At 63.5% G+C, this 14546-nt stretch carries 7 protein-coding genes; 3 read left to right on the plus strand and 4 right to left on the minus strand.

Features of this window, described 5'->3' with window-relative positions; genetic code table 11:
• From VFJ08_RS04795 to VFJ08_RS04805, 3 genes are all read left to right on the plus strand, one after another.
• On the plus strand, window positions 1-4330 hold a 4330-nt coding region (locus tag VFJ08_RS04795; protein ID WP_324995712.1), incomplete at its 5' end, for an RHS repeat-associated core domain-containing protein.
• A 1047-nt stretch (window positions 4331-5377) separates the two neighbouring features.
• Window positions 5378-6850 (plus strand): AMP nucleosidase, encoded by a 1473-nt coding sequence (locus VFJ08_RS04800; RefSeq protein ID WP_324995714.1) that lies wholly within the window; start codon window positions 5378-5380, stop codon window positions 6848-6850.
• 363 nt (window positions 6851-7213) lie between these two features.
• Window positions 7214-9502 carry a hypothetical protein gene (locus VFJ08_RS04805; RefSeq protein ID WP_324995716.1) on the plus strand — a complete coding sequence of 763 codons (2289 nt, stop codon included), beginning with the start codon at window positions 7214-7216 and terminating at the stop codon, window positions 9500-9502.
• A gap of 15 nt (window positions 9503-9517) precedes the next feature.
• Here VFJ08_RS04805 and VFJ08_RS04810 read toward each other — a convergent pair whose 3' ends face one another.
• From VFJ08_RS04810 to VFJ08_RS04825, 4 genes are all read right to left on the minus strand, one after another.
• The gene (locus VFJ08_RS04810; RefSeq protein ID WP_324995718.1) at window positions 9518-10384 is read right to left on the minus strand and encodes a GFA family protein; all 867 of its coding nucleotides are present in this window, start codon (window positions 10382-10384) and stop codon (window positions 9518-9520) included.
• 18 nt (window positions 10385-10402) lie between these two features.
• On the minus strand, window positions 10403-11878 hold the full coding sequence (locus tag VFJ08_RS04815; protein ID WP_324995720.1) for a lactate utilization protein B: 1476 nt from the start codon (window positions 11876-11878) through the stop codon (window positions 10403-10405).
• Window positions 11875-12618 carry a (Fe-S)-binding protein gene (locus VFJ08_RS04820; RefSeq protein ID WP_324995722.1) on the minus strand — a complete coding sequence of 248 codons (744 nt, stop codon included), beginning with the start codon at window positions 12616-12618 and terminating at the stop codon, window positions 11875-11877. Before VFJ08_RS04820 ends, VFJ08_RS04815 begins: the two co-directional genes overlap by 4 nt.
• Window positions 12619-12741: 123 nt before the next feature.
• Window positions 12742-14546, minus strand: a 1805-nt coding sequence (locus VFJ08_RS04825; protein WP_324995724.1) for an insulinase family protein, incomplete at its 5' end; no start/stop codon positions are given.

The following is a 14546-nucleotide window of genomic DNA, read 5'->3' on the forward strand; positions in this document are numbered from 1 at the left end:
CGGCCGCCTGGCGCGCCTGACCGGCCCGGCCGGGGCGGTCACCGCGTACGGCTACGACGATCGCGGCAACCTCGCCCAAGTCATCGGCCCCGAGGGCCGCGTCCGGCGCTATCACTACGACGATCCGTTTGATGCGCACAACCTCACCGGCCTCAGCCGCGGGCGGATGCCGGCGGGGTATCGACCCCAGCCGCTCGCGCCGCCGGAAGCGCCGGCCCTCCCCGACGGCCTGGAACCGTATACCGTCGCCGCCGATGACACCGGCCAAACCGCCCACGCCCACGACGTCGCGTATAAGGCCGGCGATGCGTCCGATACCGCCGTCGAGCCGCCCCAGCCCGCCGATCTCATCCGCATCGCCACCTGGGCGTATGACCGCCACGATCGGGCCGTGCTGTCCGTGCATGCCCACGGCGCCGATCAAACCACACTCGCGTTCAAGCCCCACCGGACCGTGGTCGACCGCGCCGGCCAGGGCCCCAGCATCTATCACACCGCCACCCGCCACGGCGTGCCGATCGTCACCGCGATCGACGGGCCGGGCTGTGCGGCCTGTGGCGACCATGCCGTGAGCTATACCTACAACCGCCGTCTGCGACTCTCGCGGGTTCGTTTTGCCGACGGCAGCCAGACATTCTACCGCTACGACGGGCAAGGGCGCTTGTACCGGGCCGGCTATCGCGATGCCGCGGGCAACGCCCACCTCGTGGCCGAGTTGTCATATCAAGGCGACAGCGAGCGTGTAACGCGGATCGCCAGCCCCAGCGTCAAGCCCGCGGGGCAGCGGGTAATCCGTATCGCATACGACGATTATCATCGACCGATCCGGATCATCCAGGCGGGTTACGCGCCGACGCCCGGCGGCGGCTGGCGGCCAATCAGCCGGACCCTCATGGACCGGCGGCCCGAGCCCGCGGACAATACTTCGGCCCATCCCGCGGGCCTGGAACCCTACGATCCGCCCACCGCCTACAAGCTGGCCGACGGCCCGGGCCTCACCCGCGACGCCAACGGCCGGATCACCCAGCGGATCGCGGCCGACGGCGCCATCACCCGCCTGACCTACGACGCCGCCGGGCGCCTGACCCGGCTGGTCCGCCATGCCGAGACCGCGGCGGCCGAAACCGTGACCCTGGCCTATGACGCCGCCGGGCACGTCATCGCGATCACCGGGCCCAAGGGCAGCGTGCACGCGAGCTACGACGCCGCCGGCCGGCTGACCGGCGTGCGCAACGCCACAGGCCGCCTGCGCATCGCCTACGACACCGCCAACCGCGTCACCCGCCGCCGGTGGCGCGACGCCCAGGGCCAAGTCACGGCCACCCGCAACTATCGCTACGACGCCACCGGCGTGACCATCACCGACGGCCACGGCACAACGCTCGCGCATCGGCCGGCACCCGGCGCATCACAGGCCGCACCGGCGGCCGCGAGGGCGGTTGCATCGGCCGCCGCCTCGATTACCCGCAATCCGCGGGGCTGGATCATCGCCGTCACCGATCCCCGCGGCAACACCACGCGCCGGGGCCTCGACGACTTCGGGCGCTGGCTGTTCACGGCCAGTCCCGATGCCGGGCTGACCACCTACCGTTACGACGCCAACGGTCGCCTGCGCCACAAGACCCGGCCGGGCCATGCCCGGGCCGATTTCGCCTACGGCCCCGCCGGCCGCCCGGCCCAGGTCGCGGTCGCCGGCGGCCCCCGCTACCGTTTTGCCTGGACGCCGGCCGGCCGGCTGGCCGGCATCTGGAGCCCGACGCATGACGAGACCCGCCAGTACGGCCCGCACGGCCGTGTGACCGCGCACAGCCGGCGCATCGGCGACCGGCGCTATACCACGCACTATGCCTACAACGCGGCCGGCCGGATCAGCCGCGTCACCCGCGCCGACGGCACGACCCTCGATTATCATTATCGTCCCGACGGCGCGCTCGCCGGCATCGGCCGGGCCGGTTGGCTCGGCGCCGAGACTCCGATCGTGAGCGCGCTCGACGACAGCGCCGGCGCGAATGAGGCCGTGCGCGCCTGGCGTTTTGGCAACGGCCTCGCCACGACCCGCCGCTTTGACGCCAACGGGCGCCTGCGCTCGTTACACATCGGCGCGCTGCACACGTTTGTTTATCATCGCGACGCCGCCGGCCGCGTCATCGGCGTCGACGACCACGGCGCGATCAGCCGCCGCTATCGCTTCGACGCCCACGGCCGGCTGGATTTCGCGCTGACGCCGTGGGCGCTGTACGGCTATCGGTACGACGCCAACGGCAACCGCACCCAACGCGTGATCAATGGCCGGCATATCGGCTTGATCTACGCCGACGACAGCAACCGGCTACAGCGGATCGCCGCGCTGCGCCCCGGCTGGCACGCGCCGCTCAAGGCGGCGCCGCGGGCGGTGGCGTTTGCACCCGGTGCTGCGCCGACGCCGGCCGTGTCGGTCCACACCCAGGCCGGGGGACAGATCTCCCAGCTTGGCGGCCTGCGGATCACCTACAACGCCAACGGCCAACCGGCCGCGCTCTATCGCGGTGGGCGCCGCATCGCCACCTATCAATACAACAGTCGCGCCCAGCGCATCACCAAGACCGTCTATCCCGCCGACGGCCGCCAAGCCCACACCACCCACTATCTTTATACCCACGGCCGCCTGACCGCCGAAGCCAACGGCCAGGGCGAGATCACCCGTAACTATGTCTACTGGCACAACCGCCCAGTCGCGATCCTCCAAAACGATACGATCTACGCCGTGCACACCGGCCGCCGGGGCGCGCCGATCGCCGTGACCGACGCCGAGCAAACCGTGGTCTGGCAAGCCCACTACGCGCCCTTCGGCCAGGCGTTCGTCGACCATGACCCGGACGGCGACGGCACGGCCTTCATTCTCAACCTGCGCCTGCCCGGGCAATACGCCGACGCCGAATCCGGGCTGTATTACAACCACCATCGCTATTACAACCCGGCCACCGGGCGCTATATCAGCAGCGATCCGATGGGCATAGCCGCGGGCTTGAATACCTACGCCTACGTCAAGAACGACCCCATCAACAACGTCGATCCGCTGGGTTTGTTGTTGTTTGCCTTTGATGGGACGAGTAACGCGGATACCGATCCGAACGTCAGCAACGTCGTCAAGTTTCGCGATGCCTATCGGGCCGACATCGGCGAGCCGACGACGCCATCGGCCGGCTTATACGGGGCTCACTGGTACTACATCACCGGCGCGGGTCGGGATGATCCGCGCAGCGGATTAAACGCCGGATACGGCCAACCGGATATCAAGAACTTCGACCTGGCCTACGGCAACAAGACCGGCGAACGCGTGCTGATCATGGCCAGCCGGTTTTTCAACTACCTGAATAAGCTCAACAGCCTGAGCCAACGCGGCGCGCTGTCCACCGACCATCTCAATATCGATATGATCGGTTTTAGCCGCGGCGCGGGCGAAGCGCGTATCTTCGCGAATCTGCTCGATCAATTTTTGCACGGCGCCGAGTCTTTCATCGTGACGAACGGGATTGCCGATGTCGCCGTCGACTTCAACGACTCGCCCATAGCCTCGCAAGCGCGGCAATTTTTGAATCGCAGCTGTTTCCACGTCAACCTGCGCTATCTAGGGCTATGGGACACCGTGCCGCATATCGGGACAGCCGAGGTCAACGACTCAATCGAATCGGCGGGCTCGCACGGCGACGCCTATCTCGGCATTCCCGGCAGCATCGACTTCACCGCCCAAGCCGTGGCCGTCGACGAACGGCGCGGCATCTTCGATGCCTGGTCGATCTATGACACACCGAGCCAGAAAATAAACCAGGCCGGCAAGAAGCTGGAAAAGGGGTTTATCGGCGATCACACCGACATCGGCGGGGCCGGCGACGGCGATTTATCCGATATCGCACTGAACTGGATTATCGAGCAAGGCGTGGAGTATACGAGTATGCGTCAGCCCGAATTGCCGGATAAATATAAAAAAGTCACCAACCCGCTGGTCAACGACAATGTCTATGACCCCATAGTCTTTGGCGCTGGGCGCCTGTATCAACCGGGGCGCGAGTTTCGCTATCTCGACTACGATGAGGACACCGACGTGAAACAAAAAGAATACCGAGTTCCCGATGGAGTCGACGACGACCTGGATTTTCAGCGCTCTTTGAACTTCATAGAAAAGAATATCTATACCGATACGCTAACGCCAATATTGGGTGACGATCACCAGCATCATACAACGCTGAAAAAGGTGGATGGCGAATATAAGTATCGAATTTGGCTTAAAAAGCATTACGGGTTGGATATTGATATTGACGATTCCAATTTAGACCGGAAAATTCTGGACTGATAAAAAAGGAGTACTTATATGACATCGAGGCTCCTAGCGCTTTTGTTTTTCATCATAAGCTTGCCCGCCTGTAGCGTACTGAGCAATAAACTTCCATATCGAATCGAAGTATCTAACTACGGTTCAAATGGAGTTATACTGCGGCATTTTCCCGTGCCTTCAGTCGCTAATCACCCCTCTCAATGGTATATAACTCCCGGCGGACCGGACGAACGGGATCCTCGCGTATATCATTTTTTTATTGGACACAAAAATGCGCTGCCAACAGCCCTAGCCATCCATTGGCAGCTAGCTAAGCTATCCAACTGCGATGAGTATCCTTGTGACTGGACTCCCATCAAAGGCAAGCGCTTCAGCAAAACCCTGAATTTGGCCGCGCTCGCCCAGAGAGCCAAACGCTACTCCAAGGTACCTGGGATCGCCGCGCCGAATTGCTTACTAATCAAGTTCTTTTTCCGCGAAGATCAACTCACTGCAAAAGCGGTTAAAGCGCACTTCGGCGGCGTAGACCCGCCCGAGTGCTACGGCTCGGTCCCTGTAAGTCCGCGGCGCGATTAAACAGGAAAACGGTCGGAAAAAATTGGGGCCGCGTACGCCGGTTGCGGAGCGCTCTCCTCCCAGTGTGACAATCGCAGCTGATCTAGGGTTCCGGGACGGGTTCCGGGGGCGGGTTCCGGGGACAGTATACTTAATTCGGGACCGATTCGGGGACAGTATATTTAATTTGTGGTCCAAATAAAAAGCGTACTATGACCCGGCGCAGTCTTGTTCCATCTGAGTCAGCCTATTCATGACTTAAAAACTATTTGAATTAAATATACTGCCCCCCCTGAACTGCCGCGGTAAGCCTCGTCCGGTGTCCGCTCCTCAAGCGGGCTGGTAGCCTGACCGAGCACGGCCCGTTGCAAAGCGGGTTCCTGGGCCGGCATTCAAATAGATGGCGTACCGGCTCAATAATACGAACGCGCCCACGGTCGGCGGCCGCGAAGCCTTGGTCTTGAGAATAGCCGACGCATCGGCTGTCACCCGATTAATAAGGATTTGAACATGCCCGGCACCGCACACGGCAACGCTCGCGACCTGCAAACCTTCGACAGCGCCGAGGCCGCGGTCGCCCGGATCGAGTCGTTGTATGCAGCCGCACGCGCTCAGATGGCCGATCGGCATCGCCGCTTCGTCGCCGGCGAACATGAGCCCGAAGCCATGCCCGCGGCCTACTATCCGTATGTCGGCATCGAAACCACGCCGGACCGGCTGGTCAGTTCGGCGCGCCCGACCTATGGTTCGCTGCGCAAGGGCGGCGTGCACGGAACCACCGTCACCCGACCCGATTTGTTTCACGACTATTTATTGGAGCAGCTATCGCTGTTGGTCGAAAATCACGGCGCGGCGATTCAGGTCGGGTTGTCCGACCAGCCTGTCCCGTTGCCGTTCATGATCGAGCAGGCGACCGCCGATCTCACGCCGGCCGCGGTGCGCGCGCTGGAGCGCGCCTTTCATCTGCCGGATCTGGCCAAGATGAACGATGCGATTCCCAACAGTACGCATCGCACACAGCCCGGACAGCCGTTCCCGCTGGCCCTGTTCGACGCCCAACGCACCGATCTCGCGCTGCAACGGCTGGCCCACTACACCGGCACCGATCCGGCTTATTTCCAGGGCTTCGTGCTGCTGACCAATTATCAGCGCTATGTCGACGATTTCGCGGCGTACGCGACCGATCAAGTCAACAGCCACGACGAATATACCGGATTCGTCTCGCCCGGCGACGTGGTCGAGCCCAACGCCCGTTTCGATCATCTGGAAGCCGGCGGCGAGGCGCCGAAGCATCTACCGCCGATGCCGGCCTATCATCTGACCCGCAAGGACGGCCTCGGCGTCACGTTGATCAACATCGGCATGGGCCCGTCCAACGCCAAGACCATCACCGATCATCTGGCGGTACTGCGCCCGCACTGCTGGCTGATGATCGGCCACTGCGGCGGCCTGCGCCGATCCCAGCAACTCGGCGACTATGTGCTCGCCCATGCGTATGTGCGCGAGGACCACGTGCTCGATCAGGACTTGCCGCCCTGGGTGCCGATCCCGCCGATCGCCGAGATGCAGGTCGCGCTCGAACAAGCGGTTTCGGGCGTGACCGGCCTATCGCAACGCGATCTGAAGAATCGTCTGCGCACCGGTACCGTCGCCAGCACCGATAACCGCAACTGGGAGTTTCGCTACAACGAACTCTACGAACGCTTTTCCCAATCGCGGGCGATCGCCATCGACATGGAAAGCGCGACCATCGCCGCCAACGGTTTTCGGCTGCGGGTGCCCTACGCCACCCTACTGTGTGTATCCGATAAGCCGATGCACGGCGAACTCAAGCTGCGCAGCATGGCCAACGCCTTCTATCAAAGCCAGGTCAAGCAGCATCTGATCATCGGACTGGAAACGCTGCAGCTGATCCGCGAGTCGGGCGTACAGGCGCTGCACTCGCGCAAGCTGCGTTCCTTCGACGAGCCGGCGTTTCGCTAACCCTACCCGGCGTCCGGCAAGCGGAGCGTCGATAGCCGCAGCGCCTTTCGCCGCAGGTTTCCCGCCCCTTCGCACGCTCGATATTCGGGCGGAAGACGACTCTTACCCTAAAACAATGCCGCGTCCGGCCGTTAACTAATATGTCGAACAAAACCGGGGGACTCACGGCCGCAACGCATTAGCGTTCGGCGACAACAGATTTGTTCGGCGCAACCGCTTCGGTATCACCCGCCGGCATCTGCGGAACCACTCGTCATGCCAGAACCTTTGCGTATCGCGCTACAGGCGATGCGAATGGCGTGGCGGGCCGGCCTCAGGCCGACGGACATCGAAGTCATTCATAGGCACGAGGGGGATCGTGGCATGGGCAAGTCATTCAATTGGCACCGGCCGTTCGCGGGTGTCATCGGTTTATTGAGCCTGTTATTCAGCATCGGCGCCGGCGCCTGGACTTACGATGATTTAAGTCCTCAGCAAAAAACGCTTTACGACCGGCAGCAAAACTTTATCAACTATGTTTACGAACGAGCCGGCCTGAAACCGCCGAAGGTTCCGTATTCACTCTATCTCGGCCCGGATACGCGCGGCGACAACCCGGATATAACCGAGATCACGGTTCGAAACCGCTCGGACCATGCGGCCGATTATTCGGTCGTGACTTACGGCCAGGTATTCAAAAAAGGCGACTACCAACCCGATAAGCGGTTGCTCTATTCGACGCCCGGCAATCCGAGCGACCAGGGCGTTCAGTCCGATATCAAGACCTATTACGACGACGGCTCGGTCAAGCACGCGATTCTGTCGTTTCAGCTCGACCGCGTGCCCGAGCACGGCAGCGAAAAGCTCAAGATCTTTACCCGCGGCAACGTGTCGGACAACGCCGGCGACCGTCGCATCACGATCGGCGGCCTGCTCGCGTCCGGCTTCCACGCGAATATCGAAATCCGAAGAGATGGCCGCGTCCTCACCCAGAATGCGCGCGCCCTTCTCCAGTCGATCGTCGATCGGGGCGGCTGCGACGCGGTGCCGGACACGGTCTGCAAGACCTGGCTTTCGGGAACGCGCACGAGCGAGTGGATCATCGGCGGCGGTCATTTACAGGGCGCGGAAACAGATCGCGACAACCAACTCGCGGTCTATTTCCATGTCCGGGCCCACGCCGGCTATAGCGGCCGCATCGCCAACGCCCGGGTCGATACCGTGGTGGAAAACGACTTCACCTACGGCAAGACGGCCGGCGACCTACGCTACGACGCCACGATCACGGTGGGCGAGCATTCGTTCACGGTCGAAGATCTGACCCACTACTATCGCGCGCGCTGGCACAAGGTGCTGTGGTGGGGCAACGATCCGCATCTCTATGTGCGCCCGGACATGCAGTATCTACAGGCGACCCGGGCCATTCCGAATTATGCCGATATCCGGCCCGACGAGGCCGAACTCGCCAGCTTGCCGTCATCCTATCCGCTCATGGCCCACGGCGACCAAACCAAGCACATGGGCAACGTCGGCGCCCAGGCCGGCATCGGACCGCTGCCGCGCTGGACCACGCTGTATGCGATTAGCGGCGATCCGCGCGCCTTCGACTATATGCTCGCCAACGACGACGCGGTCGGTTCCTACGGCTTCCATTTCCGGGACGCCGCGACCGGACGGCCGGTCACGATCGCCGATCATCCGTACATCACGACCGTGGCCCGCCGCGACGCGAGCTGGTGGCCCGCGGTGCGCGAGGATCTATACACCGCCTGCAGCGGCGACTGCCACTCACCATACGAATTCAATCTCGCCCATCATCCCTCGATCGGCTTTGTCCCGTATCTGGTGACCGGCGACTATTACTATCTCGAAGAATTGCAGTTCGCCGCCGCGGAAATCGAGGTCTGGGCCAACCCCAAATACCGCGGGGAAAGCCTCGGCCGTCTCCGCGTGGCAGCGCAGCAAGTCCGGCAACAGGCCTGGTCGCTACGTACGATCGCCCAGGCCGCCTACGCCACGCCGGACGCCGACCCGCTGCACGACTATTTCACCGGCCTGATGCACAACATCGCGGCCGACTACAAACAATATTATCTGCAGCACCCGGACCGGCATCCGCTGCATATCCTCGACAACTACACCAACTATCCGATTCACGGAAATCCGTGGGTGGGTGTCGCGCCCTGGCAGGAGGATTTCTTCGCCTGGTCGGTCTCTTATGCATCGGATCTGGGATTTTCTGAATTCACGCCGTTCGCCCAGTGGCTGCTCCAGTTCCAAATCCACCGCATGACCGATTGGATCGCGTCTCCCGACCGTGGATTCTGCTGGACCGTGGCGGCAACCTACGCGCTCCAGGTCCGGCCGACGCGCGGCGCGCCGTTTTTCAGCAGCATGGACGAAGCCTATAAGGCGACCCTGCCGCATTTGAACGGTCTGGACTGCGATTCGCAGGAATTCCGGAATCATATGAGCAGTTCGACCCAGGCCGGCGAAATGATAGGTTATCCCCGTTCGCCGACCGGTTTTCCGTCCAACCTGCAGCCGGCGCTGGCCGCGACCGTCGATCAAGGACTCGCAAAAGGCCGACAAGCCTGGGATGTGTTCAACAACCGCTCGATCAAGCCGCGCTACAACAACTATCCGAACTGGGCCATCGTACCGCGCCCGTAATAACGGCCCGTAATATCAACGATCCAAGCTGTCCGGCGTTTCGTGCGCCGCAAAGTGCCGGGCGGCTGGATCGATGATGTAATAGTCGCCCGCCTCGGCGCAGAAGATGTGCGCCGCCACCATTCGGCCGAGCCGCCCGTCGAATGCGCCGGGCGCGATCTCGATGCATTCGCGGGCGGGCTCGTCGAAGAACAGGCTTGATCCGCACCACCCGCAGAAGCCGCGCGAGGCGGCCGCCGACGAGCGCCACCAGCGCAACGCATTGTCACACGTCAGCCGAAACGCGACGCGATCGACCTCGACGGCCGCCCAGAAATGCCCGGACCAGCGCCGGCAGGACCGGCAATGACAGGCCCCGGCCGGGCCGGGCTCGCCATCGCAAACAAACCGCACACGACCACAGGCGCAGCCGCCTTCGCGCGGGCCATTTTCTCGTTGCCCGACCGGCGCTGCTTCGCGTACGGGCGCTCGCTCGACCCCGCTCGTCGAAGGGCCCGGATATTGCGGCGCGCTGTCGTGAATAGCGTAATAATCGCCAGCCTCGGCGCAGCAGATATGACCGACGATCGTTAGCCCGGTCGCGCCGTCCAGCGCGCCGGGCGCGATCGAGACGCGCTCTGTCCCGTGTCGACTGTAGAACAGGCTCGATCCGCAATGGCGGCAAAAACCGCGCTCGGCGATGGCCGATGAGCGCCACCAGATCAGCGCGTCGCCGCCGTCGACGGTTAGCGCATTGCGATCCGCATGGGCCGCGGCCCAGTAGTGGCCCGAAACGCGCCGGCAGGTCCGGCAGTGGCAGGCGACAACGTCGCTCAGCTCGCCGGCGACATGGAAACGCACGGCCCCACAAGCGCAGCGCCCGGTCGGTTGCGAGTAGCTCATGACGCGCGCCATTGAAGCTTAAGCGGACTCCGTTTTGCGCAAACGGTGCTTGCGATACCAATCGTGGAAGCTGCCCTCAGGCGGTACGTCGGGCAGGTCGCGGACCCGGCCCCAGGCGTTGAGCCGGTTGTAGAGCGCCCAGTCGGGCAGGTGTTTCAGCGCCGAGTGGGTGGATTTGATCGCGGCGCGATAAGCGCGTGGAGAGGCCAGCGTTCGGCCGGCGGCGGCCAACGTGGACTTCTTGGTCCAGGGGATCTGGTCGTCCTCGGCCAGCACCCGGCGCCACTCGAAGATCTGTTCGTGGATGTTGATCTTGACCGGGCAGACGTTGGTACAGCTACCGTTGAGCGTGCTCGCGAACGGCAGATTTGAATAGCGATGGGCGTCGATGCTCGGATCGAGGATCAGGCCGAGCGGGCCGGTGTAGGTCGCGCCATACGACAGCCCGCCCGAGCGCCGGAACACCGGGCAGGTGTTCATGCAAGCGCCGCAACGGATGCACTTGAGCGAAGACCAGAAGCGTTCGTCCGCCAGGCGCTTCGAACGGCCGTTGTCAACCAGCACGATATGCATCTCGCCGCCGGGCTTGGGGCCGCGGAAGTGCGACGTATATTGCGTTATCGGACTGCCGAGCGCGGATCTAGACAGCAGGCGTATGAACACGCCCATGTCGGACAGCTTCGGCACGATCTTCTCGATCCCGATGGAGGCGACGTGCAGATCCGGCACGTTGGCCGACAGATCCGCGTTGCCTTCGTTGGTGGCCACGACGAAGCCGCCGGTTTCGGCGACCGCGAAGTTCGCCCCGGTCATGCCGGCGTCGGCGTCGAGGATCAGCGGGCGCGTGGCACGGCGTTGTTGTTCGGCCAGGTAATGCGCGTCGTCGTTGCCGGCGTCGGAGCCGAGGGTTCTAGCGAATACCTGCGAGACATCCGAACGCATCTTGTGCACGGCGGGCACGACCACATGACTCGGATCTTCGGTATCCAATTGCTGGATGCGTTCGCCGAGATCGGTTTCGACGATATCGATGCCCAACGTGTCCATGTAGTGGCGGAAGCCGCATTCCTCCATGAGCATGGACTTGGACTTGATCACTTTCTTGACGCCATGGCGGGTAAATATCTCGTGCACGATACGATTATGATCGGCGGCGTCGCCGGCCCAGTGCACATGCACGCCGTTGGCGGCGGCGTTGTCGGCGAACTGTTCCAGGTAGACGTCGAGATGGGTCAACGCATGGGTCTTGATCTGGCTGGCGAGATCGCGCAGCTCCTCCCATTCGTCAATGGTCTCGGCGGCGGCGTCGCGGCGCTGGCGCATGGCCCAGACGCGTTCGTCGTGCGATTCGGCGTGGATCGGCGATTCCAGGAAGTCGCGCGCCGCACTGGCGTGGTCGACGCGCCGGCCCGGCCGGGCCTTGGCCGGCTTCGGCTGGGCTTCGCGGACCGCTTCCGGCGAATTCCGGGTCGGCGTCGGATCGGGCGTGTTCATGCCGAACTCCCGTTGAGCACTTCGGCGATATGCTTGAACCGGATATTCGCGCCGATGCGCTGGGCGCAACCCTGCTGGTGCATCAGGCAAGAAGTATCGGCGGAGACGATATACCGGGCGCCGGCGCGGCCATGATCGGTGATCTTGTCGCGGCCCATGCGGCCGGAGACTTCCGGCTCGGTGACCGAGAACGTGCCGCCGAAGCCACAGCACTCGTCCGGCCGCTCGGGCGCGACTAGTTCGATGCCCTCGACCTTTTGCAACAGCGAACGCGGCTTGGAGAAATCCGGCCCAGCCAGCTCACTCGGCTTGCCGTGGCCGAGATTGCGCAGCGTGTTACAGGAATCGTGATAGCCGACCTTGTGCGGAAATTTCGCCCAGGGAAAAGCATCGACCTGCAGCACGTCGTGCAGATATTCGACCAGTTCAAACGTATTCTCGCGCACGTGCCGGACCGCCGGCGTCTGCTCGATCGCCGTCATATGATCGCGGACCTGGTGCACGCAGGACCCCGATGGCGCCACGATCACATCGTAATTCGCGAAATTATCCGCAAAAAGCCGCTCGGTCGCGGCCGCCTCGGCATGGCAGCCCGAGTTGACCATCGGTTGGCCGCAGCAGGTTTGGTCGAACGGGTAGTCGACATCGCAGCCGAAACGCTCGAGCAATTCCAGCGTGGCGATGCCGACCTGCGGATAAAAGGCGTCGATGAAGCAGGGAACGAACAAACCGATGCGCATGGGCCACCTTTGCGGTTGCGGAACGTCCAGACTAGCGCGTCTGGCGCGTGCGGCAACCGCCCGGGCGCGGATCGGCCAATGCGATCCGCGCCCTGATGACGCCCGCCAGCCCGGCCGGCGCGTTTATTTCGGCTTCGGGCCTTGGATCACGCGTACCAGATCGTCCGGGCGGAACCATTTCTTTACGGCCGCTTGGATCTGCTTGGCGTCGATGGACTTATAAGCTCGCGCGGCACGGTAGGGTTCGTTCAGCGGCAGGTCGAGTTCGACCCGCGAAAGCAGACCGTAACCGATCGAATCCGCGCCGGCCTCGTTCAGCGGCACCTGACGGATCAAACCGGCCCGGGCGCGATGCAGTTCGTCGTCCGAGATCGGCACCTTGGCCAGCTGCACCAGCGCCTGACGGATCAGCTTGTCGGCTTCGTCGACCTTGTCCGGATCGCTGCCGTACTGGAAGGCGAGCTGAGTGCGGGTGCGCGAGGTGACGAGCCCGGAGGATATGTAGTAAACCAGCCCGCGCTCGACGCGCAGCTCGCGATACAACCGGCTGGCGAACACGCCGCCGGTAAGCACTTGATTGGCCATCTGCAGGGCGTGGTATTCGGTGTTATGCGTACTCAGCCCCAGCGACTCGGCGAGCTGGACCGTATCCTGCGATTGGGCATCATCCGGCACGTGATGGAAGCTGGCCTCGTTTTCGGGCACCTCCGGCAGGGTCACGTCCGGCTTGTCGCCCTTGGCTTTCCAGCCGCCAAAGGCATCGGTCACGGCTTTTTCCACCTGATCCGGGCTGATATTGCCGACCACCACGATCGTGCTCAGATCGGGCCGGAACACCTTTTTGTAATAGTCCGTGACATCGTCATAGCTGAGCCCGGCGATCGACTTCGGCGTGGCGAAGCGCAGATCGGGATCATTCTCCGGCAGGATGCCTTTACGCATCGCCTGATCGGCCTTGAAGTCCGGGCTGGCGATGGTGCCGGCCTGGGCCGCCACGGCGCGTTCCTGAAGGCGCTGGAAAGCGCTCTTGGGCAACGCCGGATGCAACTCGTTCTCGGCCAGCAGGCCCAGGCCCCGCTCGAAATGCTCGGGCAGCACGGTGAGCGAGAAGCCGGTCCCGGCCGAGGCCTGGGCGCCGATCGCATCGAGCGCGGCTTGATACGCCTTGCGGTCGTGCCGGGTGGTACCGAAGTCGAGCAACTGCGACAGCAAACCGCTCACGCCTTCCTTGTTCTTCGGCGCTTCCAGATCGGGCTCGTTGCGGATATGTCCGTAGACATGCATCGCGTGAAACGCGTCCGAGGCGACGGTGATCAGCTTCATGCCGTTATCGAGCGTGGTCTCGACCGGCTCGATCGTCTGCTCGGGCGTAATGATCGTCGCCAACGGCTCGGCGGCCCAGTCCGGCAGCTCCACGTTGCCGACGTTCTTGGGCGAGAACGACTCGCTGCCGCCGTAGCCGCCGCCGGTCTGCGGCGCGCCCGAACCTTCGGGCTTGAGAATGGCGAGCACGCTCTGGTCCGGCTGGATCAGCGTGGCCAGCAATTGGTTCACGTCCTCGGCGGTGACGTTCTTGATCGCGGCCAACTGAGCGGCGGGCGATTGCAGATGATCCACCGCCACCGCCTGGGTCCAGCGATGCGCCAAACCCGGGATCGAATCGCGCGCGGCCGCGTCCTGAGTGATCAGCGAACGCTTGGCGGCGGCCACCTGCTCGGGGCTGATGCCTTTCTCGGCGATATTGCCGAGGATCGAGCGCATCTGCTTGACCAGCGCCTCGGCGTCCGCGCCTTTCGGAAACACTACATAGCTCACACCGATCGAACCGAGCGCGGCCGGCAGGCTGGTGTACTGGGCGGCCAGGCTCTTGCCGCTGGCGACCATCTTCGTATACAGCGGGCCGCGCGGATTGTTGAGCACACTGGCCA

The organism is Salinisphaera sp. (assembly GCF_035690525.1).
Taxonomy (GTDB): Bacteria; Pseudomonadota; Gammaproteobacteria; order Nevskiales; family Salinisphaeraceae; genus Salinisphaera.

Coding starts and splice junctions, on each gene's coding strand:
- VFJ08_RS04800 (WP_324995714.1), top strand. CDS start 5,378: ATGCCCGGCACCGCACACGGCAACGCTCGCGACCTGCAAACCTTCGAC.
- VFJ08_RS04805 (WP_324995716.1), top strand. CDS start 7,214: ATGGGCAAGTCATTCAATTGGCACCGGCCGTTCGCGGGTGTCATCGGT.
- VFJ08_RS04810 (WP_324995718.1), bottom strand. CDS start 10,384: ATGAGCTACTCGCAACCGACCGGGCGCTGCGCTTGTGGGGCCGTGCGT.
- VFJ08_RS04815 (WP_324995720.1), bottom strand. CDS start 11,878: ATGAACACGCCCGATCCGACGCCGACCCGGAATTCGCCGGAAGCGGTC.
- VFJ08_RS04820 (WP_324995722.1), bottom strand. CDS start 12,618: ATGCGCATCGGTTTGTTCGTTCCCTGCTTCATCGACGCCTTTTATCCG.